The organism is Streptomyces sp. NBC_01176 (assembly GCF_045039825.1).
GTDB lineage: Bacteria > Actinomycetota > Actinomycetes > Streptomycetales > Streptomycetaceae > Streptomyces.
Genome location: NZ_CP108600.1, coordinates 407,216 through 432,415 on the forward strand (window position 1 = coordinate 407,216; position 25,200 = coordinate 432,415).

A 25,200-nucleotide genomic window follows, 5' to 3' on the forward strand; every position below is an offset into this window, starting at 1 on the left:
CGTCGCTCTCCGTAGCATCCGCCGACCGGTCTTGAGGGGCTGCCGACAAGAGCGCCTCTCTTCGAGATCGCGGTCGTCCGCGCGTCGACAACGGAAACAGGGAGTCTCCGCATGCCCAGCCAGAGCCATACCGTACTGCGCGTGGAGATCCGGACCGGAATCCCGTACGACGAGTTCGTCACCGCGCTGGAGAAGGCCGCGCCGGCGGTCGACAGCTGGGCGTACGAGCTCATCGAGGAGAACGGGGGCACGTGGGACGACGTCCGTGCCGCGATGGCCGAGAACGCACCCCACCACCTGGTCCGCTACTTCCGGCTCAACACCACCCAGTTGTTCAGGACGGCGGGGCACAGCGTCAGGTCGGTGGAATACCTGATCGGCAACCACGTCCTCGCGGAGAGCATGTTCCGTCATGATCCGAGGGCGATGCTGTACGCACCCCTGCGGATGCTGGTCCACAGCGACGACGACGGCAACGCGGTGTTCATGATGCACCGGCCGAGCGACGAGTTCGGCAGTCTCGGGATTCCGGAGGTCACAAAAGTCGGCGAGGACCTGGACCGCCATGTGGTCGAACTGTTGCGGGTCTGCGGAGTCGACGCCTCGAAGGACTTCGCCTGATCCGCGCGCTCCCGAACCGGCCCTGCCCGAGGCCCGCTCAGGGCGAAGCCCCGGCGGCCGGCAGGAACAGGACGATCACGGCCCGCTCTCCCCCAGGAGGCGCCTCAGCTCCGTCTCGTCCTCGGGGCTGAGGTGCTCGACGAACCGGGCCAGCACCGTGCTTCGGTCACCGTCCTGGTCGAGTTCGCGGTGCATACGGCGGGCGGTGAGCCCGTGCGAGTCCTCCACGGGGAAGTAGACGAAGCCCCGCGTGCCGGGACTGCGGCCGACAGCCCCCTTCTCATGGAGCCGGGCCAGCAGGGTCGCGACCGTCGTACGGGCCAGCGGCTGCGGCATCGCCGACCGCACCTGAGCCGCCGACTGCGGCTTGCCCGCCGCCCACAACGCCGCGAGCACGCTTGCCTCCAGCTCGCCGGCGGGTCGGCGCTCACCATCGGTGGCCGTCATAGCCCCTCCCTCTCCCCACGCACTCCAGAGCGCAGCAGATCAGATTCCACCCCCACCGCACAAACAAGGCGACCACGGCAACCGGCCGGGCGGGCGGGCGGCCGGCCGCCCGCCGCACCAGCCACCAGCCACCAGCCACCAGCCACCAGCCACCAGGAGGAGACAACCGCCCGCCGAACCACCCGACGCACCGCCGCCGGGCCTCGCCCCAGGTGCACTTGGCCCAGCGAGACAATGCCCGATCCGGCCGCGAACCCTACGGTGGTGGAATGGCGGCGATCATCGGACGGAGACGGCCAGGGGGCTCCCTGGTAACCAGGGGCGACACAGTGGGTGCGGCGGTCCTGTTCGTGCTGTCGGTCGTCGCCAGTTCGATCGAACCGCACAAGCACGCGTTTCTGGTGCGTTGGCCTGCCGTGGTGGTCGCGGCGGTCGGTTGTTCCGCTCTGGTGTGCCGGCGTCGCCACCCCTTCGGCGTACTCGCCCTCACGGTTTGCTGCGGAGTCGTCTTCCAGATGCTCGGATTCCGGGAAAGTCCCGTGGTGACGAGTCCGGTACTGGTGTCCGTCTACACCGTGGCCCTGGCGACCGACCGGCGGACCGCCTGCATCGCGGCCTCCACCTCTGCCGCCGTCCTGGTGGGGGCGGCCGTGGTCTGGGGGTCCAGGTCGTGGCTGGACCCGGACAAGGCGGCGACGCTGGCGTGGATGGCTCTGCCGGCCGCGGTCGGAGACGGGGTCCGCTCACGCCGCGCCTATGTGGCGGCGGTGGAGGAACGGGCGGAACACGCCGAGCGCACCCGTGAGCAGGAGGCACAGCACCGGGTGGCGGCCGAGCGCGTCAGGATCGCCCGTGAGCTGCACGACATCGTCGCGCACCACATCGCCCTGATCAATGCTCAGGCGGGCGTCGCCGCCCATCTGGTGGAGCGACGGCCGGAGCGGATTCTCACGGCTCTGGAGGAGATCCGGGACGCCAGCCGTTCGGCGCTGGACGAACTACGTGTCACCGTGGGCCTGCTACGGCAGTCCGACGATCCGGTGGCGCCACGCGACCCGCTGCCGGGCCTGGCACAGGTACCGGCCCTCCTGTCGTCGTTCGAACGGGCCGGACTGGCGGTGAAGCACATCCGGCAGGGCGACGCCGAACCGCTGGAACCATCGGTCGACCTGGCCGCGTATCGCATCGTGCAGGAGTCACTGACCAATGTGCACAAGCACTCCGGGGCGGATCACGCCCGGGTGTTCCTGCACTACGACCCCGTCTGCCTGACGATCACGGTCGAGGACGACGGCAGCGCCGGACCTCACGATCCCCAGCCGGGAGCCGGTCACGGGCTGATCGGTATGCGCGAGCGTGCCGCCACCGTCGGCGGCAGACTGCACGCGGGCGCGCGCCCCGAAGGCGGTTTCAGCGTGACCGCCGAACTGCCGCTGCGGTCCAGCCCGGCCGTGGACAACCCGTCGGAGGAATGGCGATGACGATCCGCGTACTGCTCGCCGACGACCAGGCGCTGCTCCGCGGCACCTTCCGGATGCTGTTCGACTCCACCGACGACATGGAGACGGTGGGTGAGGCGGCCAACGGCCGCGAGGCCGTGGAACTTGCGCGTGCGCACCACCCCGACGTCGTTCTGATGGACATCCGCATGCCGGTCATGGACGGCATCGACGCGACACGGATCATCTGCGAGTCGGAGGACCTGGCAGGCGTCAAGGTGCTCATCCTGACCACCTTCGAGGACGACGAGCACGTGACCGACGCACTGCGTGCGGGTGCGAGCGGCTTCCTGGGCAAGGGTGCCAGTCCGGAGGAGCTCATCGAAGCCGTCCGCACGGTCGCGGACGGCGAGGCGCTGCTCTCCCCGTCCGCGACCCGGGCGTTGATCGGACGGTTCCTGGCGCAGCCGGACCCGTGCCCGACGGCCGTCCACGAACGGCTTGAGGACCTGACTCCGCGGGAACGCGATGTCGTCGGGCTGGTCGCGCTCGGCCTGTCCAACGACGAGATCGCGGGTCGCCTGTTCGTCAGCCCACTGACGGCCAAGACCCACGTCAACCGCGCCATGACCAAGCTGGCCGCTCGTGACCGGGCGCAGCTCGTGGTCATCGCCTATCAGTGCGGTCTCGTCGGTCCGGCGACGCAACCGGCCTCCTGACGGACGTCGCGTGACGGCGCCGGTCCGGCAGGACACCCGGTCTCCTGGCGCACGGTCTCCAGGCGCACGGCCCGCGTGACGGCCGGTTCAGCCACTCCGCCGCCCTCCGGACGCATGTCCGCGTGACGGCCGCTGCGGCGCTGCACCCGGCCTCGTGACGCAGGCCCGTCCGCTCGCCGCTCCGGCGCCGGAACCAGCGCCTCGGCGGGGGCACACCCGATGGACGGCCTACTACGACCTGCTACGACGCGTTCTGCACCAGCCGTAGCCCGGCATCCCGGGTACCACGCCCGTGGTAGCCGGGATTCGCTGCGTGGGGACGATGTGCCGGGACCCCGTCGTAGGCGAGAGTGAAACCGTGAACCCCAGGTGGCGAGCCTCTCGCACAGAGCGGCACACCACCCAGCACAGAAAGGACACCCGATCATGCTCACCTCTATCAAGGAATGCGGCACGATCCGTGACCTCCTCGCCGGCCACGCGCTCCAGGCCCTCCGCCCGGACGACGCGAGCGCCGTCGCCGCCCACGTGACGACCTGCGGCGGCCCCTGCCGGGACGAGTACGACCGCCTCGCCGCCGTACCGGCCCACCTGTCCCTTCTGCGCGAGGCCCTGGTCTGCGAACGAGACGCGAACAAGCGGACGCGTGTCGCCGACCGTCGCGAGTGCGGGCACGTGCCGATCCGTCGGCGCAACCCGGCCCGAGCGGCCGTGGCCAGGCGGCTCACGCTGGCCCAGTGGGTCAGCCGCACCGCTTGTGTCCGGTGACCATGGCCGGACACGCCGGTGACCTCACCACCCACGACTGGTCGGCAGCCGCACGCGCCCCCGCGCGCGGCGGAGTCACCGTCTGCCGCGCGGGGCGAACGGCCGGGCGCGGTGACCGCGGGCACGCTCGACCCGGCGCGGTGACCGCGGACGTTCTCTCAGGCCGGCCGTCCCTGCTCGAACTGCTGGGTCCTATGGTGAGACCCTCGTATGCTGGGCGCATGAGGCGGACTTCCTTTGCGAACTGGCCGTGCTCCATCGCGCGCACGATGGATCTGCTCGGCGACTGGTGGACGCCCCTGGTCCTGCGGGAGGCGTTCTACGGAATCAAGCGGTTCGACGATTTCCAGCAGGAGCTGGGTATCGCCCGCAACACCCTGACCGCCCGGCTCCGGCGGCTGGTGGACGAGGGCCTCATGGAGAAGAAGGCCTACCAGCAGGAGCCGGTGCGCTACGACTACGTCCTCACCGACATGGGTCGCGACTTCTTCGGTGTACTGGCGGCCATGAACAGCTGGGGCAATCGCTGGCTCAGCGGTGAGCAGGGACCCCCCGTCGTCTTCCACCACGACTCCTGCGGGCACGAGAGCGCGGCCGAGGTGGTCTGCGCCGAATGCCGGGAACCCCTGACGGCGGAGGACACCCATCCCCGCCTCGGCCCCGGCTACCCCCGCCATCTCGCCGAACGCCCCGCCATCCGGCAGCGTTTCACGGCCTGACCGTCGCCCCGGTCACCCGCGCGCGACCACCGGCAATCCTCCGCCTCCCACCCCGCAAGCCGGGGTCGCTCTTCCTTGACAGGTGAGTCTATCTACGCAACTCTCGAGCTCAGAGCCCCTCCAGGGGCGATTTTCGGCGGAAACCGAGAGGAAGGCCGAGCGAGCCATGGAGTGGACGGGCGCGCGCTACGCGGACAAACCGACGGTCGAGGCACGGACGCGGATCGAGGCTCCGCCCCGGCGGGTGTGGAAGTTGGTCTCCGACATCCACCTCATGCCGACCTTCAGTGCCGAACTGCAGTCGGTCCACTGGCTCGACGAGGTCACGGCTCCCGCGGTCGGCGCCCGGTTCGTCGGCCGGAGCACGCACGAGTCGCTCGGCGAGTGGGAAACCACCTCGTACGTCGTGGAGTACGAGGAGGACCACGTGTTCGCCTGGGCGGTCGCGGATCCACAACTCCCCAGCGCTGTCTGGCGGTTCACCCTTGAGGCCGCGGACGACGGTACCGAACTGACCCAGTGGATGCAGATGGGCCCCGGACGTTCGGGCCTTTCCTTCGCGATCGACCGGATGCCGGAGAAGGAGCAGAAGATCGTGTTCGTACGGCTCCGGGAATTCGAGCGGAGCATGGTCGGCACGGTCGATGCCATCAGGAAGTTGGCCGAGGACGAGGAAGGGGCCGGCGCGTGATGCGTACAGCTACGACGATCGAGGCATCGACCGGCCGCTGGCGCGAGACCGTCGACTTCGTGGTGGAGGCCGAGAAGCTCGGGATGGACATCTGCTGGGTGGCGGAGGCCTGGGGTTCCGAAGCTCCCTCCCCTCTCGGCTACTTGGCCGCACGGACCGAACGGATGCTGCTCGGGTCCGGGATCATCCAGCTCGCGACCCGCACCCCGACCGCCATCGCCCGCGCCGCCATCACGCTCTCCGACATCTCCGAAGGACGCTTCCTCCTCGGCCTCGGCTCCTCCGGCCCCCAGGTGATCGAGGGCTTGCACGGCGTACCCTTCGCGCGCCCCCTGTCGCGGATGCGGGAGACCGTGGACATCGTCCGGCAGGCCGTCGCGGGCGAGAAGATCGCTTACGAGGGAAGGGAGTTCACCATCCCGCTGCCGGGCGGCCAGGCGCGGCCCATGCGGATGTCGATGCGCGCCGAGTACGACCTGCCCGTCTACCTCGCCACCCTGTCGCCGAAGATGCTGAGACTCACCGGGGAGGTGGCGGACGGCTGGCTGGGCACGAGCTTCGTGCCGGAGGGCGCCAAGGAGGCGTACTTCGACCACCTGGACGCGGGGCTCGCCGTCGGCGGTCGTACGCGCTCGAGCCTCGACGTCTGCCAGGGCGCCGAAGTGGCCTTCGCCGAGGACGAGGACGCGCTGCGCGCGATGGTGGCCGGCCGGAAGAAGGAACTCGCCTTCAGTCTGGGCGGGATGGGCTCCGCGACCACGAACTTCTACAACGACGCCTACAGCAGGCAGGGTTGGGCGGAGGTCGCCGCCGAGGTCCACGAGCGCTGGCAGGCCGGGGACCGGGACGGGGCGGCGGCTCTCGTCACGGACGAGATGGTGCTCGGTACGACCCTGATCGGCACGGAGGACATGGTGCGTGAGCGGCTCCGCGTCTGGCGCGCCGCCGGTGTCGACACCGTCCGTTTCTACCCCGCGGGGGAGACGCTCGACGCCCGGCTCACCACGCTGGGAAGGGCGCTCGACCTCGTACGCCAGGTGGAGGCCGGCCGCGTGGACGGGTGACGGACGGCCGTGGCGTCCCCGCGGTCCGCGCGGTCGACCGGATCCCGACAGCGCCCGCGCACCGCCCGTCCCGTGAACCGCCCCCAGACCAGAGCGCGTCGCATGGAGCAATGAGCCGGGGGCGAGCGGACTCGGAAACCCGACCCTCCGGATAGTTCACTTTGCGTTACAAGGTCGCTACATTCAGTCACGATCGGCCGTGATGATCACGGCCCTAGGCACGGAGCTGCCTTCATGCGACGCATCACTTCCAGGATCTGCACGCTCGCGGCCACCACGCTGCTCGCCCTGACCGTCGGCCAGGCCGGACCTGCCGGTGCCGCCACCGACGCCGCGTATTTCAACCTGCGGGACGTCACCGGCCACAACTTCGTCATCGAGATCACCAGGCCGGCCCTGATCCAGGAAGCCCGCGACATCCTCAAGCACGGGGACCGCAAGATCGTCATCGGCAGGATCATCAAGACTCAGGCCCGCTACAACCCCCAGTGGGACTTCCACTTCAACCCCGACACCGTCACCTTCGGGGACGCGGCCATCGAAGTCTGCGACGCCACGATCCCCTATGTCGAGGACCACTTGGACGAGGCCGGCGGCGCCTTCCTGCCCGGCCTCTACTGGTGCCCCTGGACCGGACGCCTCACCGCCGAGGTCTCGCCGTCGTAGCGCGCCCCACCCCGCGCGACGGGGCCGGCCGTCCCACTGCGGGGCGGCCGGCCCCGTCGCGCTCGAGGGCGGCGCCGAGGCACCCGCGGGCACGGGTGCCTCGGCGCGGGCGGCAAAACGCCGGCGGGCGATCGCAGCGGGGCGGGATCCCGGCGACCGTGGTGGTCAACACCGGAGGGCGCACTGCCGGTTCGGTTCATCAGCCCTAGACGGGTGAGCCCACGGCCGTGCGACTACTTGAGCTCGGCGTCGGTGTAGTAGCCGGTCGCGACCAGGGCGACCTCGTAGTTGGACTTGTCGACGCTCTTCGGTTGCAGCAGATAGGCCGGCACGGCCTTGGCGCCGTTGTCGTACGTCCTGGTGTCGTTGACCCTCACCTGCTGGTCGGTGAGCACGGCGTCGACCATGGTCGCCGTGACGTCCGCCAGCTCGCGGGTGTCCTTGTAGACGGTCTGCGACTGCCCGCCCGAGATGATCGATTTCACCGACGCGAGTTCGGCGTCCTGACCGGTGATGACCGGCAGCGGCTTGGCGGTGGAACCGTAGCCGTCCGCCTTCAGCGCGGTCAGGACGCCCATCGAGATGCCGTCGTACGGCGACAGGACCGCGTCGACCGTCTTGGTCCCGTACGACTTGGCGAGGACGTCGTCCATGCGCTTCTTCGCGGTGGGACCGTCCCAGCGCAGGGTGGTCACCTCGCCGAGCGCGGTCTGACCGGACTGGACGACCAGCTGCTTGGTGTCGAGATAGGGCTTCAGGAGGTGCATCGCGCCGTTGAAGAAGTACTTGGTGTTGTTGTCGTCCGCGGAGCCGGCGAAGAGCTCGATGTTGAACGGTCCCTTGCCGTCCTCCAGGCCGAGCTTGTCGACGATGTAGCGGGCCTGGAGCCGGCCGACCTGCTCGTTGTCGAAGGAGGCGTAGTAGTCGACGTTCTTGGTACCGAGGATGAGCCGGTCGTAGGAGATCACCGGGATCTTGGCGGCGGCCGCCTGCTGGAGCACGTTGTTCAGCGACCTGTTGTCGATGGCCGCGACGATCAGTGCGCTGACGCCCTGCGTGATCAGGTCCTGGATCTGCGAGACCTGGGTCTTCGGGTCGTCCTCGCCGTAGACCAGCTTCGTCTTGTAGCCCTTGGCCTGCAGGTCCTTGACGACGTTCTTGCCGTCGGCGATCCAGCGCTCGGAGGCCTGCGTGGGCATCGCGATGCCGATGGTGCCGCCCTCCGGACTGGCCTTGCCGTCCTTGCCGCAGGCGGACAGGGTGAGAGCGACGGAAACAGCTCCGGCGAGGGCAGCGAGGGCGGCTCTTCGGTTGCGCATGATGATCGATCCTTGTTCTTCTCGTCGTTGAGGAGATGACGGCGTATCGGATGACTGCGGGAAAGCTGAGGGCGGTCGGGGCCGGCTGACGCGCCGTGCCCCGGTCCAGGCCTCACACATGGGTGCCATGCGGGAAGATCCGTGACTGCGTGGACGACCCGATCTCCAGGTGGAACGGATCGCCGCGGCGGATCAGCTCGGCGACCTCGCGCATCGGCCCGTGGCCGCCGAGGTCGCCGGAGGCCCTGGCGCACACCACCACGGGAGTGAACTGCCGACGTTCCTCGGTGAGATGACCGATCACCAGGTCGCCGGCACGTTACCGGGATGGGTACTCAGGAGCCTCCGTGTGTCGCGGATCGCCGCTCGGTGCGTCGGCCTGGCCCGGCAGCGCCGGGGGCCTGCCGACCGCGGCGAACCCTGTGCCGGTGCACACCACGACGCATGTCGGACCCCGCCACGGCGGACCAGTCAGACGTGCGCCAACTCCGTTGCTGCACAGGGCAGTTGCCTTCCACTGTTCGAAATTTCGCCACGCATTCGGAACGTTGGCGTGACCCTAGGTAGCGGGGATGCGGAGTGTCAACGGGGCAAACAGGTAACGGGCCCGGAAAGGCCTTGGAGGTCGCCTTTGACCTCCTGCGGAACCGTTACGGCAGCACGCGGAAGGCTCCCTCCCGACAGGCGTAGCGGAATTCAGCGCGCGTCCGCGTAGTCCAGATCGGCCAGCAGCCTCTCCACGTCCGTCATGAGTGAGCCGTAGACGTACCAGGCGCCCGGCTTGGTGAGGGTGCCCCGACCGATCAGGTCGGTCATGGTGTCGTGCCAGTCCAGGACGCTGTCGATGGCTCCGCGCAGCCGGTCCCGGGCCGCGCTCGACGAGCCGGCCATCGCGCCGGGCTCGACGAACTCCTTGACGGCCGCCCCTGCCAGCCCCAGGGTCTCGGCGTACCGGTCGAGGAACTGCTGGCCCAGGTGGTGGTCCGCGTGGTGGTCATGGGCGTTGTCGGCCAACGTCCGGGCGATTCCGCGCACTTGGAGAGTCGCCCCGCGCAGTATTCTGAACGCCTCGCCGTAGGTCACGTCCTTGCGCCTCGCGTGCGCGACACACCGCGCGTTCCACCGCAGACTCTCGTCGGCCTGACGCAGCCGTTCCTCGGCGTGTGTCAGGCGCTTCTCCAGGGTGCGCGCCCGGTGCAGCCAGGTGTGCGCCTTCGCGGTGAGGTTCCGCTCGGCCAGACCGTCACCCATGTCGTGCAGCAGCGTGCCGATGTCGTGGGCAACCGCGCGCACGGCCGCCTCGGACTCGTCCACGTACAGCGGAGGCAGGACGAGCGCGTTCACGGCGATGCCCGCCACCGCGCCGGTCAGCGTCTGGAGGACGGGGGCCACGAGGCTGCCCATCGGAGCCGTCGCCGTGGCAGCCAGGGCTATGACCGCGGTCGAGGCGATCTGGAGCCGGTCGTCGGTGGTGCGGCGGGGCCCTCCGAGCACCGCGATGATCGCGATGACCGCGACGCTGCCGGCGGTCGCCCCGAAGAGCCAGGCGGTCGCGAGAGCGAGGAGACCGGCCAGCTTCGCCACCACACTCTGCGCCGCCTTGGTCACGGACTGGTACACCGTCGACGCGTTGACCATGAGCAGTGCCATGGCGACCGCCAGGTACGGGCCGTGCCCGGGAGACCACGGAGCCGCGACAGCCCAGGCGAACAGCGCCGCGATCAGGGCCTTCGCACCATGCACCGCATGGCCGGGCCGCTCGCCACGGATCCGTTGGACCAGGTGACGCACCGCCCCGACCGCCGCCACCATGACACGCTCGGGCAAAATGGTTGAAGGTTGCACATCATCAATATCGCACTTTACTCCCCCACCGCCCCCGTGACGTCTCCCACAGCCTTCCGTCACTCCCCGGCCGACGAGGGTCAACCTCACCTTCGAAGGCCCGTTCCGTGCGGAGCGATTCCCCCTTCGGTGCCCGGCGGACACGAGGCGGACGCTATGATCCGTGATCACTCGACCACGATCCGCGGCACACGTCGGTACGGCGTGGGGTCTCGACCACCGCGTCCTGGACGTGTGGCGGACCGGGGCGGTCAAGGCACACAACGACGTGGAAGGCCCTGGGCCCCCGATCGAGGTACTGCTGGTGGCGCGGCACACATTCCGCACGAAACACGGCGTCCGCGCCAGCCGAACTCCCGCTTCTCCGCAAACGGGTACTTCTCACGGCTGCCCGACGACGGTGCCGCTCGGACCGTGACGGAGCGGGAAAGGACAGCGAGCGCGCTACGTGGTCGACCGGCCGCCCGCTCGGCCTGCTTCTGCTCGCAGCTTACGAGCTCGCTCGGCCGGGTCGTAGTTCGGACCGACACCCTCGATCAGCACCAAGTCGCCCTCCACGTGGTCGGTACGCAGGTTCAGGATGGCCCGGTAAGCGGGAGAGTCGTACCAGGCACGGGCTTCGGCCAGACTGGGGAACTCGATCAGCACCATGCTGCCGGGCCACGTACCCTCTACGACCTCGACCGGCGGGCCGTGGATGACGAAGCGGCCGGCGAAAGGATCGAGGGTTGCCTGGATGCGCTCCAGGTACTCGATGATGTCGGAGTGATTCCGGCGGCTGCGGAGATGAGCGAAGCCGTAAGCGGGCACCACGGGCTCCCTTTCGTTCCGGATGCGAGCGAGGACCAGAACGTAGCTGAGAGTGCTTGGGCAGTGCGATTACCTCGGGCGTAATGGCCGGGCGCCACAACGAGGACACCGTCGCTGCCCCACGCTCGGCCCGCCACTGTGCAACGCGGATAGGGTCGTGGACCAAGTCTTCACCAGGCCGATCGACATCATGGGGGTACAGGGCATGCCTACGCCTGAACAGATCTGGGCGGACGCCGATCTCCCCACGCGTCGGCTCGCCGGGCTGGCTCTCAACCCGTCCGTGCCGGAGAGCATCCTCCTGCGCCTGCTCTCCGACGCTCCGCTTGCCGTACGGATGGTGCTGTGCCGGGACCGGATCCTGCCCGACGCTGTCGTCGACGCGGTGATCGAGCACCCCGACGCCTACACCCGCAGCTTCTTCGCCCGTAACCCCCATGTCGATCCGGCCCAGCGAGTTCGACTGCTGGACGACCCCGAGTGGTTCGTCCGCGCCCACCTCGCCCACGGACCTCGGGTGGCGGCTCCCGCCCAGCCCAGGCCCCTGCCTGACGAGGCCATCGTCCACATGATCAGCACGTATGACGACGAACTCCTGGGCGGTCCCCTTTACCAGCAGATCTCCGCCAGGCTGCGCCAATCCATGCCTACACATCCGGTCGCGAAGGTGCGCCGTTGGGGGGTCGGCGGGTGGGCATCATTGTCGGCAGAGATGCGGGCCGCACTGCTCACAGACCCCGACGCCGGGGTACGGGAGACGGCGCAGCGGCATGCGCGCTCTCAGGATCCGGCGTGGGTGGAGAGCGCACTTCCTGACCGACCGTGCCACGCCCGTACCGACATGCTGCTCCACCACGCCCTCAGCAGAGCTGTGGTGGACGGCGTGCTCGCCAAGCCCGTCGACGAGGAGGACAAGGCGATGATCGCCGTCAACCCCTCCCTCCCACCCGACATGGTGGTCCTCCTGGCCGCCGACCCCGTTCCACAGATACGGGGCCTGATCGCGCACCGCGCAGACCTGGGACCCGCCGAGCGCCACGCACTCGTCGCCGATCCGGACCCGGACGTGCGCACAAAGGTTGCGTACCGCGCGGACCTGGGACCGGCGGAGCGCCGCGTGCTCATGACAGACCCCCACCCCGACGTCCGGCTGGCCGTGTCCCTCCACCCCGCACTGAGCGAGGAGGAACGGGCCCAGGTCGACTACCAGGCCCCCATGAACCATTCCTTCGTCTTCCACCCCGCGCCCGGGGTGCCCCGGGATCCCGAGACCGTCCGCCGAGACGCACTCTCCAACCACCCCCTGCTTCGCCGGCAGGCAGCCAGGGACCACCTGCTGCCGCCGGACCTCGTCGCCCGACTGGCCGCCGATGACGACCTCGGCGTACGCGTCCTGCTCGCCCAAAACCATCCAGACGCTCCCGCGCCACTACTGCTGCGCAGCTTCCTCGAGTACACCGGACCAGAGCGCGGCAGCCTCACCACCCGGCCGAACTTCCCGACCAGCGGACTGGCCCCTTTCGCCGACCACGAGGACCCTGAGGTCCGAGCCCTGGCCGCACGCGACCCCGAAACAGGGCCGACAGCCGTGGAACGGCTCACCCATGACCCGGAATATGCCGTGCGGGCTGCGGCGACGCGCCACCCGAATCTTCCGCAGCCCCGGCTGGCATTACTCCTCGACGAGGAGGAGTTGGCCCACGCTGCGGCTGCGAACGCGTCGCTGGACTTGGACACGATCCGCCGACTGTTGAAGACGGACGGACGACAGGTAGCGCCACCGGCGTAGAGGAAGCTCACGATCCACCCCTGCCCTCTACGAAGAACGAGTGCTGGAACACCGACGCAACAAGACTTCACTCCGCCGGTGTTCCCACACCGCGTGCCGCTAACTGTTCCTAACAAAGCCGTTGGACGTGGCGACGGGTGATCAGGCAGACGGCGAGTCCGAGGAACGCATCCTGGATGTCGTCGCGTCGTTCCCAGCGGATGCGCAAGCGGCGAAACCCGTGAAGCCAGGCGATCGTGCGCTCGACGACGTAGCGGAAGATGCCCAGGCCGGTGCCGTGGGGCTCGCCGCGCTTCGCGATCACCGGTCGGATCCCGCGGGCCCAGAGCAGGCGCCGGTACTTGTCGTGGTCGTAGCCGCGGTCGGCCGGCAACGCGTCGGGTCGCCTGCGCGGCCTGCCGACGCGGCCCGCGACGGGCGGGATCTTGTCGAGCAGTGGCAGGAGCTGGGTGACGTCGTTGCGGTTCCCGCCGGTCAGTGACAGTGCGAGGGGGATGCCCTGCCCGTCGACGATGAGGTGGTGCTTGCTGCCCGGCCACGCTCGGTCGACCGGGCTGGGCCCGCTTTTGGGCCCCGGCGAGCGGTCCTGACGTGGGAGGAGTCGATCACCACCCGGGACCAGTCCAGCTGGTCCTTCGACCGTAGCTTCTCCAGCAGCAGCACGTGTAGTTGGTCCCAGACGCCGGCCTCGTTCCAGGCGGCCAGGCGCCGCCGGCACGTCATGCCCGACCCGAAGCCCAGCTCCTGAGGCAAGTACTCCCATTGGATGCCGGTGTGCAGGACGAAGAGGATCCCGCACAGTGCCTGTCGGTCCGCCACTCGAGGTCTGCCCTCGACCAGCTTCGGCGCAGGCACGGGCAACAACGGTTCGCTGAGCGACCACAGTCATCCGACACGATCCACGGCCGCGACTGCCGTTTCCCCACGACCAGACCAACGAGCAGACAAGCCCACAGCCACACGATCAGCAGCTTTTGTTAGAGCCAGTTACAGAGATGGCCTTCTACGACGGTAACCCCACCGCCTACGAACTGATCAGCCGCGCGCTCCGAGAGGCGGAAGCCTGCGGGGACTTCCGCGGCTACAACAGGACACGACCACGCACGCACTGCTGCACGCCGAGGCAAACCGTCTCAGCGACGCCATCATGCTGGCAGAACAAGCCTGCGCAGACCTCCGCGACCACGTCGGCGCTGCGCAGGCCAACTTCCGCCTTGCCCGCCTTTATGGTGTCGTCGGCCGACATCAGGACGTTCTTCACGCGCTCCAGGAGTCCCGGGTCCAACACCAGGCCGCCGGCATTCCCTTCCCCAGTCGTGGAGACCTCGAACTCTCCAGGACGCTCACCAACCCCGCGCCTCGCCCTCGACGATTCCGCCGACATCACTGAGATCTCAACGACCATGCGGAGGAGAAGCCTCCAGGGTCGGCAGCCGCACTGCGGGTTCAGCCGGTGCGCCCCGGGGTGGCACGTCACTACCGCCACCTCTTCGTGCGTATACCAGCTGCCTGGAATGTGGTCAAACGGCGCTTTCCGATGCTCTGGCCACCCTACACTCCACGCAAACCATACTAGGGGGAGCAAAAAAAAGGGGGGCCATATGCGGGCTGTTTTCGCTGCGCCGGAGCAGATGGATGATGCACAGTTCATCGTGGACGAGTTGCATGAGTGGCTCATGGGAGACGCCGATCTGCGCCGTGCGGCACGAATCTCGCGGATCAGCAGTGGCGCAACCGGAACGATGGGGGTCACCGACATCGTTGAGGTCGTGGTCGGCCAAGGCATCGCGGCGCTCAACCTGGCACTCGCGTACGCGACATGGAGGTCCACGCGCCCCCATCCGCCGGGCATCGTCGTCACACTGCCGGGAGGCACGCTCACCGTGACGGACGACAGTCCAGAAGCGCTGGCGCGGATTCTGGCGGTGTTGCGCGACGAGTCTGGTACTCAGCCTGCCCCCACCGGCCACCCCCACGTGTCAGGCCAGACCGATGCCGTCGGAGCCGCAGCCCGATCCGACGACGGGGACGGTAATGGCACAGGCTGATCCCGCCACCGCACGGGCCGTCATCATCGGCGTGGGTGCCTACACGATCTTGCCCGCCTTGCCGACGGTCGCCAACAACGTACGGCGTATTTCAGAATTGCTGCGCGATCCCGATCTGTGGGGGCTGCCCGAGGAACACTGCCGGGTCCTACTCGATCCAGCGGAGGAAGTAGAGATCCTGGATGCCGTGTACGAGGCCGCGTCACAGGCGACCGGGACCTTCCTGCTGTACTTTGCCGGGCACGGACTTGCCGAGCACCGCGAAGGACTACACCTGGCGCTGCCCCGAACCGGGAACGGTGAGTTCTTCCGGGCGGCGTCATTCGACCGCGTGCGCAACGTGATCCTCGACTACTGCGACGCACAGCACAAAGTGATCATCCTAGATACCTGTTTCAGTGGACGCGCACTGAAAGGAACCATGAGCGGGGACGCGAGCGTCGCGGACTTCGCTGAGATCGACGGCACGTTCCTGATGACGTCCTCGGCGGAGAACAAGCGATCGCTGGCCCCCGATGACAAGGAATACACCCTCTTCACCGGTGAACTGCTGAAGGTTTTGGACCAGGGAGACTCCAGCGCGAAGGCTCTGCTGGACATGGAGACCATCTACAGGTCCGTGTACCGGGCGTTGCTGGCCGGTGGCGGCCCTCTGCCCCAGCAGCGCGCCCGGAACAGTGGCTCGAAAATTGCCTTCATCCGCAACCGCGCCCGTCTCCAGGCCACCGCGTCCGCCGCGACGGCAATGCCAGCAGCCCTACCAAAGGGTTACGAGCGCCTGCTGCACAAAACCGTGCCAGACCTGTTGCAGGAACTGGCCGAAATGGTTGAGACGGGGGGCAGCGCAGAAGCGGATTCCGTGCTTGCAGCCGCCGCTGCGCGATGGCCCGACCAGCAGACAGCCGCACTACTCAGTGAACTCCACAAAACAGGCCTGGTCCGGGAGGCAGCCCTCAGCTGTGAGGCCGTCGCTAAAAGATCCGCCGGAGACGTGGCGGCGTGCCTGCACATCCTGGAAGAGCTGGACATCCGCCCGGTCGCGGACCTCCTTCTCACAGCACTCTCAGGGGCGCCTCCCACCACGGCGGCAGGCGCCGCCAAACACCTGTGCGATCAAGGCTACGCAGCAATCGCGCACCGACTGATGCAAACTTGCCTCGCCGTCTCAGGGACGGAAGGCACTTTGCCTCTGATGCGTGCACTGCACGAACGCGGACTGGGCGACGAAGCCCTCCCCGTGCTGCGCACCCTGGTTACAGAAAACCCCGATCCCGCATACGTACCCGTAGCGGACGCACTGCTGGAGAGCGGCTTCGCACCGACGGCGTACGCCCTGTATCTCACTCTCCCAAAAGAGTTTGCCGCGTCCCGCTCGCCGGAAGCTGCAGCAGCGCTGCTGCGCACGATGGCTGATTCGGGAGCAGACGGCCAGGCGAAACGGCTACTGGAGTCGCTGCTCCATGCAACCCGAGCCGGCGAACGGGTCCGCTGGGCCCTCGCGCTGCGGACCGCGGGGCTCGACTGGGCCGACGAGAGCACCGGAAAGCTCCTCGGTTCCGCGAGCGCCAGTGACGTCCTGCGGGTCATGTCGGCGATCCGCCGCGGTCGCCCCGCCGATCTGCTCTCGGTTGCACGCTGGGCGACTACCACGCACCGGGACGCGAATGAAGTGGTGCGCTTCGCAGCCGCGCTGCGTCAATTCGGCCTTCCGTTGGACGCCATACGGCTCCTCACCGAAAACGTAGACACAGGACCCGAACGTGCGGCCGCCCTTGTCGCTTCGTTGCGCGCAGAAGGACGGGAAGAAGCCACCAAGCTTCTGGCTCGAGCCGACGCCAGTACGGTGCCGGACCGGACGATGCTGGCCGCCGCTCTGCGCGCACACGGCGCCGAGCAAGATGCTGCTCAAGTGCTCGCCAGGGTCCTGGAAAGCCCCCTGGGAGAACTACTCCCCGGGCTGGCCGTGTTGGCCGGCGAAGTCGACGTCGAAACGCTGCACGCCCACCTCGCACCAGAAGCCCGAGGTGACCATACGGCAGCAGTAGTTCGCGCCTACTGGTCCCACGGACGTGAGGTTGATGTGATCCGACTGCTGGATCTGATCGCGGAACGCGAGTCCCCTCTTCTGGAAGAGACCCTGACAGCCCTCAACCCTGACACGGTGGAGTGGAGCGATTCCCCCGCCAAAGCACCTCCGTATACAGATGGCTTCTCCCGAAGCTGGGCGCTCAGCTTTCACAACTTGGAGTTCCCCGACCCCCTCGCCAAGGCGCTCCCGTATACGAGCGACTTGGTCCGGAGAAGGGCGGTCGCCCATGCCGCCTCCGAGCCGGCGCCGACGAATCTAGGCACCGTCGTCTCCGAGAGCCTGATGAGTATTTCCCTGCCTGAGCTGCTCACATGGCTGGAAGTAGTGAGGCATCCCGCCTGGACACCTAGAGAAAGCCTGCGACAGCCGGACGAGCGCGACTGCTCAACTGCTAGGCCAGGGCTCGCTCCATGGGATCGGCCGTCGTCACATCGCCAAGTGGTCTGGATGCTGGGGGTAACGCTGAGCAGACGCGAAGACGCATCGTCGCTGCTTGCGGCTCTGCTGGAATCTGGAATGAGCGGCAAACCCCTCTGGGCGGAACTGCGAACCCTTATGGAATCGGCCCCGCATGAGCAGGCGTTGGCTGTCTACCGACTTCTGTCAGAAGAAGGTCATCACTCCCAGTCGCTCGTCCTGGCCGGCCTTAGCGAACGCAAGGACCTGTCCTCCATGCTCCCGTCGCTCCGTAGCGCGGGTCTCCGGGCGGGGGACGCGATGCGGATGCAGAGGGCGGCCAGGAACCCCCGAAGACGTTCGCTGAGCCAGGCGGTCCAAGGAGCCCTGGCGGACGGCCTTGCCAGTGAGTTCGAGTACACCTACACCGGCACGGTCAATAAAGGCAGGGCTGCGTTGCACCATGCAGCCAAAACGCTGACGCCCCGGGAACTGGCCGATCTACTGGCTGAGTTGTCGGACAAGGGCAATGAAGCGGCCCTGACCTGGGTCATCACGGCTGCGGTCGAACGCGAGCCCTTGGAGGACTGGCTGCCCGCCGCGCTGGCAGTGCTGGGCGGATACCAGCTCGATGATCTCGCCCTTCAACTGGTGCGCGCGGCAGTCCGTCGCTCCCGAGCCTGGGAGGTAGCAGCCACGGCGGAGATCCTGCGCGAGGACGGCATGGATGAGCACGCACTCATGTTGGAGAAGGCCAATCGCTCCGGCAGGCTGACCCGTTGGCTCAACCGCTGAACCAACGAGTGCGCGCACGGTAGGCAGTGAGACCTCGAGCCCGTGCTGGGTTGACGTGTGCAGGCCCTGCAGGACGCGGTTGCCGGTGGACGACGGCACGGCACATAGTCAGCATCCGGGCTAGCCCGCGGTGCGGAATCCACTGTTCGGGCTTGCCGTGGTTTGCCGATCTCCACCTACTCGGAGTCGGATCAGGACGGATTCACCGCTGCGGGCAGACGCACGGTCGCCGTCTGGCCGTTCAGATTTTGGCTGACCGGGGCTGGCACGCGATCCATAGTGGCAGCGATCTGGCAACAGTGGCTGGCTGCCTCGTCGATCAGGGAGATGTCGTTGTCTGGAATCCTGCGGACTGGAGCCAAGCGGCGGTCTCATCGCAGGTTGGCGCCGGCAGACGGAGCCATCCGCAGCCAAATCGGCTGCCAAGGTCAGTACCGGCCCGGTGCCTGGAGCAAGTCGCTGCGGCTTTTGGGTGTGTTGGGTGATCGCGCCAACCTTTGCTGACGCTCATCTGTTTCGACGCGAATTTCAGTACGGATGGTGCGGGGGTTCGCGGTGGGAGAAGGAAACGGGAAACAGCATCGATTGCCTCCGGCGCGGGGACCACACCCCACAGCCGTCGCCCTACGGATCGGCTCGAATCACCCCGCGCGCATCCGTACCGCCCGACGTAGGAGCCTTACTGTTCCTCACAAAGCCGTTGGACGTGGCGATGGGTGATCAGGCAGACGGCGAGTCCGAGGAACGCTTCGTGGATGTCGTCGCGGCGTTCCCAGCGGATGCGCAAGCGGCGAAAGCCGTGAAGCCAGGCGCCGCCAGCACGTCAGCCCCGACCCGAAGCCCAGCTCCTGAGGCAAGTACTCCCACTGGATGCCGGTGTGCAGGACGAAGAGAATCCCGCACAGTGCTTGCCCGTTCGGCACTCGAGGTCTGCCCTCGACCAGCTTCGGTGCCGGCATGGGCACCAACGGTTCGATGAGCGACCACAGTTCATCCGACACGATCCACGGCCGCGACTGACGTTTCCCCACGACCAGACCGACGAGCAGACAAGCCCACAGTCACGCGATCAGCAGCTTTTGTTAGAGCCAGTAACGGAGCGGGGAAATCGCAGGCGCTGCCCACGTGGGAGCGCCGATCGTTTCGTGGCAGGCAACGCCGTGAAGGAGATCAGAACTCACGCTGGTCGAGTCTTTTCACCATGGCTTCGTTCTGCCGCACCAACGCGGGCAGGGACTGGTAGTCGAGTTGGTCGATGACGCGGTCAGGGGCACTCGCCAGGTGCCCCTGGCCGGGATAGGCGGCCTGGAGGCGCTCTTGTCCTTCCGGGGTCAGGGAGGCCACATTGCCGCGGCCGTCGCCCTGGCAGCGTCGCTTGACCACCTGTCCCCGCGCCTGGAGCATCTCCACGATGCGGGTGATACGGCTGGGCGACAGCGCGCTGGCCGCGGCGAGGTCGGCCATCCGTAGTTTCTGGTTGTCGGCTTCGGAGAGGTTCATCAGGACGACGTACTCGGTGAGTGTCAGCCCCGTGGACCGCAGCAGGTCGTTATCCATGGAGCGCGGCAGAGCGACGACGAGACACGTCAGGGCGCGCCAGAAGCGTTCTTCGTCGGCGGTCAGCGGGATCACGTCTCTCAACGCGCGTAGACTTTACGTGCTTCCGCAAGCAAGCTCAAAGAGTGTCCAGGCACCAGTTTCCCCGGCAGTCTTCGGTGGAACGGTCGCGCGCGGATCGGCCGGGTCCGCGCCGCGGCCGACTGGCCCCGGTGGCTTTGGACCAGGAGCGCGAGTGCGCCGTGCAGGCACGCCGAGTCCGATCAGCCGCTCCTACTCCTCGGGAGTCAGCGCCACCGCCTCGCGGCCACCGAGTCTGACGTGCCGCGGTTGCGTTCGCCCGGGCCCTCCGCCCCCTGTCCCTCGCTGTCGCCCTCGTCGCTCCTGTGTAATCGGGGAGTCATAGGAGTCGTTCACCTGTTGGCAGGTCGTGGATTTCGGGAGAACGCGCAGAGGGCCCCCGGACGGTTCCGGTGGGCCCTCTGCACGTGACAGCCCGCTGATGTCTCAGCGGGCTTCTCGGTACGTCAGCACTGCGTGAATGCGTCAGTTCGGTACGGGAGTTGCTCCCGCGGACACGGCCGCCGCCGGCCGCGGGGCCAGCAGACGCTGTGCCAACTCCCCGAAGACCAGACCGAACCCGGTCCACAGGGTGAGCTGGATGGCGAGGGCCGAGGTACGGAACCGCCACAGCAAGGTGGCCGGGAAGTCCTTCGGGACCTCGTTGATGACCGGAAGGAACTCGTACGCGATGCCGATCACGAGAGCGAAGAAGACGATCGCGGCGACGGTCGCGTACCAGGTGCCCCAACGGGGTGCGAGCCACTTGCCCAGGATCACGGCGGCGATCGCGAGCAGCACACTGAGCACCATCATCAGGAAGTACAGCGTCGTGCGCTTGCCGATGGTGTCGGGGTCGCCGACGGACGGCGGGTTGGCCGGGTACTTCAGGAACGGCACGACGTACACCGCGAGCAGCGCGCAGCCGGACAGCAGCAGCGCGGTCGCGCGCGGGCTGAAGCGGCCGACGCGGCCGAGTGCGAAGCAGTACGCGAGGGCGGCGATGCCGCCGAAGGCGACGCCGTAGATCAGTACGCCGGTGGCGAGGCCGCCGGTGGACTGAAGGCTACGGCTGACGATCTCCACCTCGTGCCCGTGTGCCGGGGCGTGGGCCTCTTCGAATCCGATGGCGTCGTCGACGCTGGGCTCGCCCAGGAAGTAGGCGACGACGAGGGCCAGCACACCGGCGGCGAGGCCGGCGAGCATGCCCCGCACGAGAAGGTTTCTGACGGTTGCGGAGTTCATGGGTGCGCGGTGTCCCTCGTCAGTGGCAGGGGAAGCCGAGGAGGTGGCGGGCGTCGTGCACCCACTCGTGGACGTCCTCGCCGGAGACGACGGAGGTGGCGCCCTGCTCGGCGCCGACGAAATAGAGCAGGACCAGCATCAGGATGCCGAAGAAGACCGCCCAGGGGACGATCGTGCCGATCGGCAGCTTGGCGGGGATCGGGGTGGCTGTCGGCGGAGCGACGGTCTGCGCCATGGCAGGACCTCCTCGGGAGTTCGCGTCCCATCTCGGTGGTGCACAGGACGACGGCTGCGGGTCTGACTTGCGAAACCCCCTGAGGAGAGGCCTCGTTCACAGTGGCGCGACCGTGCCGGATTTCCACCGGCTTCCGCCATGCCGTCGTCGATATCGCACTGACCGTACCGCGTGTCGGGTTCATGGCCAAGACCGTCCCGGCTGCCGTGATCTTCGTCTCGCCGGGTCACACGGCCGGTGTGACCTGTGGGTCAGTGGTGGGTGCGGGGTGCCGGTCGCTCCTCGGCGAAGGCGCTCCTGCCCTCCTTCCGGTCGGTGGTCGCGAACACCGCGTGGACCGGGGGCCGTTCGGAGCGGACGCCCTCGGTGAGCGTCGTCTCGAAAGCGCGGGCGACCGCTTCCTTCGCCCTCTCGGCGACCGGCGGCGACATGCCCGCCACGGTCCCGGTGACGGCGTCCGCCGACGCGGCGCGTCCGACACCCGAGCCGGCCGCCGTCCTGAGGGAGCCGCCGACCAGGCCCTGGCCGCGTTCACGGTGGCCCGCCTTGGCCACGTCGGCGGCCGTGGAGCCGCCCGTCTGCCCCAGCCCGGTGAACGCGACGGCCCTGCTCACCAGGGCGCCTCCTGCGTGGTGTCGGGTGCGGCGAGGCCGAGTTCACGCTCGCCGAGCGGGGCGAAGAAGCGTGCGACGTCCGCGTCGGTGACCTCGGCGAGCGTCGACGGCGACCAACGCGGGTCGCGGTCCTTGTCGATGACCTGGGCCCGGATGCCCTCCACCAGGTCGGGTTGGGTGAGCGCCGCGCAGGAGACGCGGTACTCCTCGTCGAGCACCTTCTCCAGTGAGCCGGGCCGGCGGGCTCCGCGCATGGCGGCGAGGGTGACCTTGAGGGCGGTGGGTGACTTGCTGAGCAGCGCCTCGGCGGCCTCCTTGGCCGCGCTGTCACCGTGATCCAGCAGGCGGCCGACGATCTCCTCGACGGTGTCGGCGGAGTAGCAGGCGTCGATCCAGCGCCGTGCTTCCGCGAGGCTCCCGGGCGGCGCGGGCATGACGTGGCGGCCCAGGACCTCCCCTACCGGCGCGTGGGCGAGGTCCTGGACGAGTCGTGGCAGGGACTCGGACGGCACGTAATGGTCGGACAGCCCGCACAGCAGGGCGTCGCCCGCGCCGACCGGCACTCCGGTCAGCGCCAGGTGTGTGCCGAGTTCGCCGGGCGCGAGGGCGAGGAGATAGGTGCCGCCCACATCCGGGACGAAGCCGATACCGGTCTCGGGCATCGCGATCCGGGAGCGCTCGGTGGCGATCCGTACGCTGCCGTGTGCGGAGACACCGACGCCGCCGCCCATCACGATGCCGTCCATCACGGCGACATACGGTTTCGGGTAGCGCGCGATACGGGCGTTGAGCCGGTACTCGTCGCGCCAGAAGGCCTTCGACGCCGTGCCGTCCCCGTTCCGGGCGTCGTCGTGGATGGCGCGGATGTCGCCGCCCGCGCACAGGCCCCGCTCCCCCGCGCCGGTCACGACGACGGTCTTCACGGCCGGGTCGTGTTCCCAGTCCGTGAGCGCGGAGTCGATGCGGCGGACCATGGTGTGGGTGAGGGCGTTGAGCGCCCGGGGCCGGTTGAGGGTGAGGTACGCGGCGTGCCCCTCGGTGCGCAGGAGCACGGGGTCGTCGGCGCCGGTGACCGCCCGGGAGTCGTGGGCGCCGGTCATCCGAACGCCTCCGTCAGGCCGCGGGTCACGATAACGCGCATGATCTCGTTGGTTCCTTCCGGACTTTGGTGGACACGGGGGTCTCGGACGATCTTCTCGGTGCCATGGTCGCTCAGGCGGCCGTACCCGCCGTGCGGTTGCCGTGCGCGGTCGACCGCGGAGTACCCGGCGTCGATGGCAATCGCTTGGCCCTGACGCGAAGGCGGGGTGCTCGCACATCGCCGCGGTCCGGAGCCCCGGCCGCCGGCGGACCAGCGCGCGGGTGACGGGCGGTTCGGCGGCCCTGCCCGTCGGCCTGGGCGGCCGCAGCCGTTGCGGACACCCTCGTCCTCGCGGCCGAGCAGTCGGTCGCGGGCAACCTGACACCGCACATGCGACGCCTCGGTCCCGCCGCGCACAGCATCTCGACACCGACACCGACACCGTTTCGACACCGACACCCGTGTCCGCGGTCCGGAACGAGGTGGGGCGTCGCCGTACTCACTCCTCGGACGGAGCGGAGACTCCCGGCCGGCCCGGGCGGAGCGCGTCGTCATCGGGGAGCTATGCGCTCCAGCACCCGGGCGGCCGCGGCGATGTCGCATCCCTCCAAGCGGGAGAAGATGTGCCGCCGCACACTCGCGAGATTCGTGGGCCAGGCCTGCTCAAGGTGGGTCCGTCCTGAAGCCGTCAGGGAAGCGAGCCACCCTCGTCCGTCGTCCGGGCACCTCTTGCGCAGCACGAGCGACTGCGACTCCAGGCGGTTCACCACTCTGGTCATGCCGCTCACCGACATTCCGCACGTGTTCGCCAGGTCACTCATGCGCAGTTGGTGGTCGGGGGCCTCGGAGAGGTGCACCAGTACCGTGTACTCCGTGCCGCTGATCGGTTGCTCCATGAGCATGTCGGCGTCGACGGCGCGGGACAGGGTCGCCGTCACTCTGCCGAGGGCCCGCAGAAACGCCTCCTCGTCAACGGTGAGGGGCTTGACCGTCTGCTCAGGCTTGATCGCGTCCGCCATGAACACAGTGTAGGTGCCTGGTATCGGCCCCATCCGGTGTGCGTCCCGAGCCCCGACGAGCCGTGCGGATGCGGAAGCACGGCACGGAACCAGCCTGTCGGACGGGCGGCGACTCGACGGCTTCGACGACCCGACGCCTCGTCGGGATTCGCCGTCGCCGCTCACGCCGGCGTCCCGCCGACGACGTGAGCCGAACGCTCCGGGGCTCTGCTCCGGGCCGGTGCTCGCCGTACGCGATCATCCGGTTCCGGCCAGTACGGTACCTACCTGCGGCGCGGCCGGACCGCCCGCGGCCAGCGGACCAGGAAGCGGAGAAGAACACCGGATGAGCGTACGTTTCGAGGAGATCGACTGGCGGTCGACGCCCATGGGCGAGATCAGTCTGCGTCGTCGCCGGCACCCGGTGTCGGGAGAGGACGTGTACGAGGTCAAGCTCGGCGACGAGTACCTGATGTCCAGCCTCTTCACCGAGGGGGAGGTCGAGCTGGCCCGGCTCGGGCTGGCGGCGCTGCCCGAGGGCCCGCTCGACGTCGCCGTGGGAGGGCTCGGTCTCGGGTACACGGCCAGGGCGGCGCTGGACGATCCGCGGGTGGCTTCGCTGATCGTGGTCGACGCTCTGGCCGAGGTCATCGACTGGCACCGGCGCGGCCTCGTACCGCTCGGCACCGGCCTGGTGTCGGACCCCCGGTGCAGGCTGGTGCGCGGCGACTTCTTCGCGATGGCCGCCGGGAGCGCGGCGGCGGGTGGCCCGGTACCCGCGGACGGTCCGCCGGTCGAGGGTGCGCAGGCCGCGGCCGTCGAGGCCGCGCGCGGGCTGGACCCGGAGACTCCCGGGCGCCGATTCCACGCGATCCTGCTGGACGTCGACCACTCACCGCGTCATGTGCTGCACCCCGGCCACGCCGCGCTCTACCGCCGGGAGGGGCTGACCGCCCTCGCGGAACTCCTGTACCCCGGAGGCGTGTTCGCGCTGTGGTCGAACGACCCGCCGGACAGCGAGTTCGGCTCGGTGCTCGCGGAGGTTTTTGTGGAGACCGCCGCACACGTGGTTGATTTCGACAATCCGCTGCAAGGCGGGACCGCCGCCAACACCGTCTACGTGGCCCGCAGGCGTGCCGGGTGAGGTGACCCGTTCCAGCCCGCCCCGGGGACGAGACCGCCGCT

At 68.6% G+C, this 25,200-nt stretch carries 24 protein-coding genes, 3 pseudogenes and 1 riboswitch; of the genes and pseudogenes, 12 read left to right on the top strand and 15 right to left on the bottom strand.

The window, feature by feature from the left end:
• Nucleotides 1–111: 111 nt before the first annotated feature.
• Nucleotides 112–621 (top strand): DUF302 domain-containing protein, encoded by a 510-nt coding sequence (locus OG199_RS01375; RefSeq protein ID WP_405827393.1) that lies wholly within the window; start codon nucleotides 112–114, stop codon nucleotides 619–621.
• A 75-nt stretch (nucleotides 622–696) separates the two neighbouring features.
• On the opposite strand, the gene OG199_RS01380 is transcribed toward OG199_RS01375, so the two are convergent.
• Nucleotides 697–1,068 (bottom strand): BlaI/MecI/CopY family transcriptional regulator, encoded by a 372-nt coding sequence (locus tag OG199_RS01380; protein ID WP_405827395.1) that lies wholly within the window; start codon nucleotides 1,066–1,068, stop codon nucleotides 697–699.
• 329 nt (nucleotides 1,069–1,397) lie between these two features.
• Between OG199_RS01380 and OG199_RS01385 the strand changes: the two genes are divergently transcribed.
• The 7 genes from OG199_RS01385 to OG199_RS01415 all read left to right on the top strand — a co-directional run bounded on the left by OG199_RS01385 (nucleotide 1,398) and on the right by OG199_RS01415 (nucleotide 7,134).
• A complete protein-coding gene (locus tag OG199_RS01385; protein WP_401804923.1) occupies nucleotides 1,398–2,549 on the top strand; it encodes a sensor histidine kinase in 1,152 nt (383 codons plus the stop codon).
• Nucleotides 2,546–3,226 carry a response regulator transcription factor gene (locus OG199_RS01390; RefSeq protein ID WP_356801765.1) on the top strand — a complete coding sequence of 227 codons (681 nt, stop codon included), beginning with the start codon at nucleotides 2,546–2,548 and terminating at the stop codon, nucleotides 3,224–3,226. Before OG199_RS01385 ends, OG199_RS01390 begins: the two co-directional genes overlap by 4 nt.
• Nucleotides 3,227–3,652: 426 nt before the next feature.
• Nucleotides 3,653–3,994: a zf-HC2 domain-containing protein gene (locus OG199_RS01395; protein WP_401804920.1), complete on the top strand. Its 342-nt coding sequence runs from the start codon at nucleotides 3,653–3,655 to the stop codon at nucleotides 3,992–3,994.
• Nucleotides 3,995–4,215: 221 nt separating this feature from the next.
• Nucleotides 4,216–4,713 carry a winged helix-turn-helix transcriptional regulator gene (locus OG199_RS01400; RefSeq protein WP_405827398.1) on the top strand — a complete coding sequence of 166 codons (498 nt, stop codon included), beginning with the start codon at nucleotides 4,216–4,218 and terminating at the stop codon, nucleotides 4,711–4,713.
• A gap of 166 nt (nucleotides 4,714–4,879) precedes the next feature.
• On the top strand, nucleotides 4,880–5,404 hold the full coding sequence (locus OG199_RS01405; RefSeq protein WP_405827400.1) for an SRPBCC family protein: 525 nt from the start codon (nucleotides 4,880–4,882) through the stop codon (nucleotides 5,402–5,404).
• A complete protein-coding gene (locus OG199_RS01410) occupies nucleotides 5,404–6,468 on the top strand; it encodes an LLM class flavin-dependent oxidoreductase (RefSeq protein ID WP_356801814.1) in 1,065 nt (354 codons plus the stop codon). The genes OG199_RS01405 and OG199_RS01410 overlap by 1 nt, the downstream gene beginning before the upstream one ends.
• Before the next feature lie 234 nt (nucleotides 6,469–6,702).
• Complete coding sequence (locus tag OG199_RS01415; RefSeq protein WP_356801772.1) at nucleotides 6,703–7,134, top strand: calmodulin-binding protein; 432 nt, start codon at nucleotides 6,703–6,705, stop codon at nucleotides 7,132–7,134.
• 233 nt (nucleotides 7,135–7,367) lie between these two features.
• On the opposite strand, the gene chvE is transcribed toward OG199_RS01415, so the two are convergent.
• The 4 genes from chvE to OG199_RS01435 all read right to left on the bottom strand — a co-directional run bounded on the left by chvE (nucleotide 7,368) and on the right by OG199_RS01435 (nucleotide 11,108).
• Nucleotides 7,368–8,453, bottom strand: coding sequence for a multiple monosaccharide ABC transporter substrate-binding protein (chvE, locus tag OG199_RS01420; protein WP_356801774.1), 1,086 nt, complete (start codon nucleotides 8,451–8,453; stop codon nucleotides 7,368–7,370).
• A gap of 112 nt (nucleotides 8,454–8,565) precedes the next feature.
• Nucleotides 8,566–8,757 carry a hypothetical protein gene (locus OG199_RS01425; protein WP_356801776.1) on the bottom strand — a complete coding sequence of 64 codons (192 nt, stop codon included), beginning with the start codon at nucleotides 8,755–8,757 and terminating at the stop codon, nucleotides 8,566–8,568.
• A gap of 392 nt (nucleotides 8,758–9,149) precedes the next feature.
• On the bottom strand, nucleotides 9,150–10,280 hold the full coding sequence (locus tag OG199_RS01430) for a hypothetical protein (RefSeq protein ID WP_405827403.1): 1,131 nt from the start codon (nucleotides 10,278–10,280) through the stop codon (nucleotides 9,150–9,152).
• 462 nt (nucleotides 10,281–10,742) lie between these two features.
• Complete coding sequence (locus OG199_RS01435) at nucleotides 10,743–11,108, bottom strand: DUF1330 domain-containing protein (RefSeq protein WP_356801816.1); 366 nt, start codon at nucleotides 11,106–11,108, stop codon at nucleotides 10,743–10,745.
• A gap of 205 nt (nucleotides 11,109–11,313) precedes the next feature.
• Here OG199_RS01435 and OG199_RS01440 point away from each other — a divergent pair, with 205 nt between their 5' ends.
• A complete protein-coding gene (locus OG199_RS01440) occupies nucleotides 11,314–12,897 on the top strand; it encodes a hypothetical protein (protein ID WP_405827405.1) in 1,584 nt (527 codons plus the stop codon).
• A 109-nt stretch (nucleotides 12,898–13,006) separates the two neighbouring features.
• On the opposite strand, the pseudogene OG199_RS01445 reads toward OG199_RS01440, so the two are convergent.
• Both OG199_RS01445 and OG199_RS01450 read right to left on the bottom strand, forming a co-directional pair.
• Nucleotides 13,007–13,823, bottom strand: a pseudogene (locus OG199_RS01445) (IS5 family transposase).
• A 155-nt stretch (nucleotides 13,824–13,978) separates the two neighbouring features.
• Nucleotides 13,979–14,302 carry a hypothetical protein gene (locus OG199_RS01450; RefSeq protein WP_405827407.1) on the bottom strand — a complete coding sequence of 108 codons (324 nt, stop codon included), beginning with the start codon at nucleotides 14,300–14,302 and terminating at the stop codon, nucleotides 13,979–13,981.
• A 196-nt stretch (nucleotides 14,303–14,498) separates the two neighbouring features.
• Here OG199_RS01450 and OG199_RS01455 point away from each other — a divergent pair, with 196 nt between their 5' ends.
• Together OG199_RS01455 and OG199_RS01460 are read left to right on the top strand one after the other, a co-directional pair.
• A complete protein-coding gene (locus OG199_RS01455; RefSeq protein ID WP_405827409.1) occupies nucleotides 14,499–14,945 on the top strand; it encodes a hypothetical protein in 447 nt (148 codons plus the stop codon).
• A complete protein-coding gene (locus OG199_RS01460) occupies nucleotides 14,932–18,225 on the top strand; it encodes a caspase domain-containing protein (RefSeq protein ID WP_405827410.1) in 3,294 nt (1,097 codons plus the stop codon). Before OG199_RS01455 ends, OG199_RS01460 begins: the two co-directional genes overlap by 14 nt.
• Before the next feature lie 806 nt (nucleotides 18,226–19,031).
• On the opposite strand, the pseudogene OG199_RS01465 reads toward OG199_RS01460, so the two are convergent.
• The 8 genes and pseudogenes from OG199_RS01465 to OG199_RS01500 form a co-directional block, all read right to left on the bottom strand.
• Nucleotides 19,032–19,184 (bottom strand): annotated as a pseudogene (locus OG199_RS01465) (transposase); the annotation flags it as partial.
• Nucleotides 19,185–19,395: 211 nt separating this feature from the next.
• On the bottom strand, nucleotides 19,396–19,857 hold the full coding sequence (locus OG199_RS01470; RefSeq protein ID WP_405834391.1) for a MarR family winged helix-turn-helix transcriptional regulator: 462 nt from the start codon (nucleotides 19,855–19,857) through the stop codon (nucleotides 19,396–19,398).
• A 471-nt stretch (nucleotides 19,858–20,328) separates the two neighbouring features.
• Nucleotides 20,329–21,087, bottom strand: a complete 759-nt coding sequence (locus OG199_RS01475) for a CbtA family protein (protein ID WP_356801781.1) — start codon at nucleotides 21,085–21,087, stop codon at nucleotides 20,329–20,331.
• Between the two features lie 19 nt (nucleotides 21,088–21,106).
• Nucleotides 21,107–21,322 (bottom strand): CbtB-domain containing protein, encoded by a 216-nt coding sequence (locus tag OG199_RS01480; RefSeq protein WP_266706947.1) that lies wholly within the window; start codon nucleotides 21,320–21,322, stop codon nucleotides 21,107–21,109.
• Nucleotides 21,323–21,359: 37 nt separating this feature from the next.
• Nucleotides 21,360–21,500, bottom strand: a riboswitch (cobalamin riboswitch).
• A gap of 73 nt (nucleotides 21,501–21,573) precedes the next feature.
• Nucleotides 21,574–21,783 (bottom strand): annotated as a pseudogene (locus OG199_RS01485) (enoyl-CoA hydratase); the annotation flags it as partial.
• A gap of 149 nt (nucleotides 21,784–21,932) precedes the next feature.
• Nucleotides 21,933–23,036, bottom strand: a complete 1,104-nt coding sequence (locus tag OG199_RS01490) for an enoyl-CoA hydratase/isomerase family protein (RefSeq protein WP_405827413.1) — start codon at nucleotides 23,034–23,036, stop codon at nucleotides 21,933–21,935.
• The gene (locus tag OG199_RS01495; RefSeq protein ID WP_405827414.1) at nucleotides 23,033–23,620 is read right to left on the bottom strand and encodes an acyl-CoA dehydrogenase family protein; all 588 of its coding nucleotides are present in this window, start codon (nucleotides 23,618–23,620) and stop codon (nucleotides 23,033–23,035) included. The genes OG199_RS01490 and OG199_RS01495 overlap by 4 nt, the downstream gene beginning before the upstream one ends.
• Nucleotides 23,569–24,036, bottom strand: coding sequence for a MarR family transcriptional regulator (locus OG199_RS01500; protein ID WP_356801787.1), 468 nt, complete (start codon nucleotides 24,034–24,036; stop codon nucleotides 23,569–23,571). The genes OG199_RS01495 and OG199_RS01500 overlap by 52 nt, the downstream gene beginning before the upstream one ends.
• 325 nt (nucleotides 24,037–24,361) lie before the next feature.
• Here OG199_RS01500 and OG199_RS01505 point away from each other — a divergent pair, with 325 nt between their 5' ends.
• On the top strand, nucleotides 24,362–25,159 hold the full coding sequence (locus OG199_RS01505; protein ID WP_401804894.1) for a spermidine synthase: 798 nt from the start codon (nucleotides 24,362–24,364) through the stop codon (nucleotides 25,157–25,159).
• Nucleotides 25,160–25,200 lie beyond the last annotated feature (41 nt).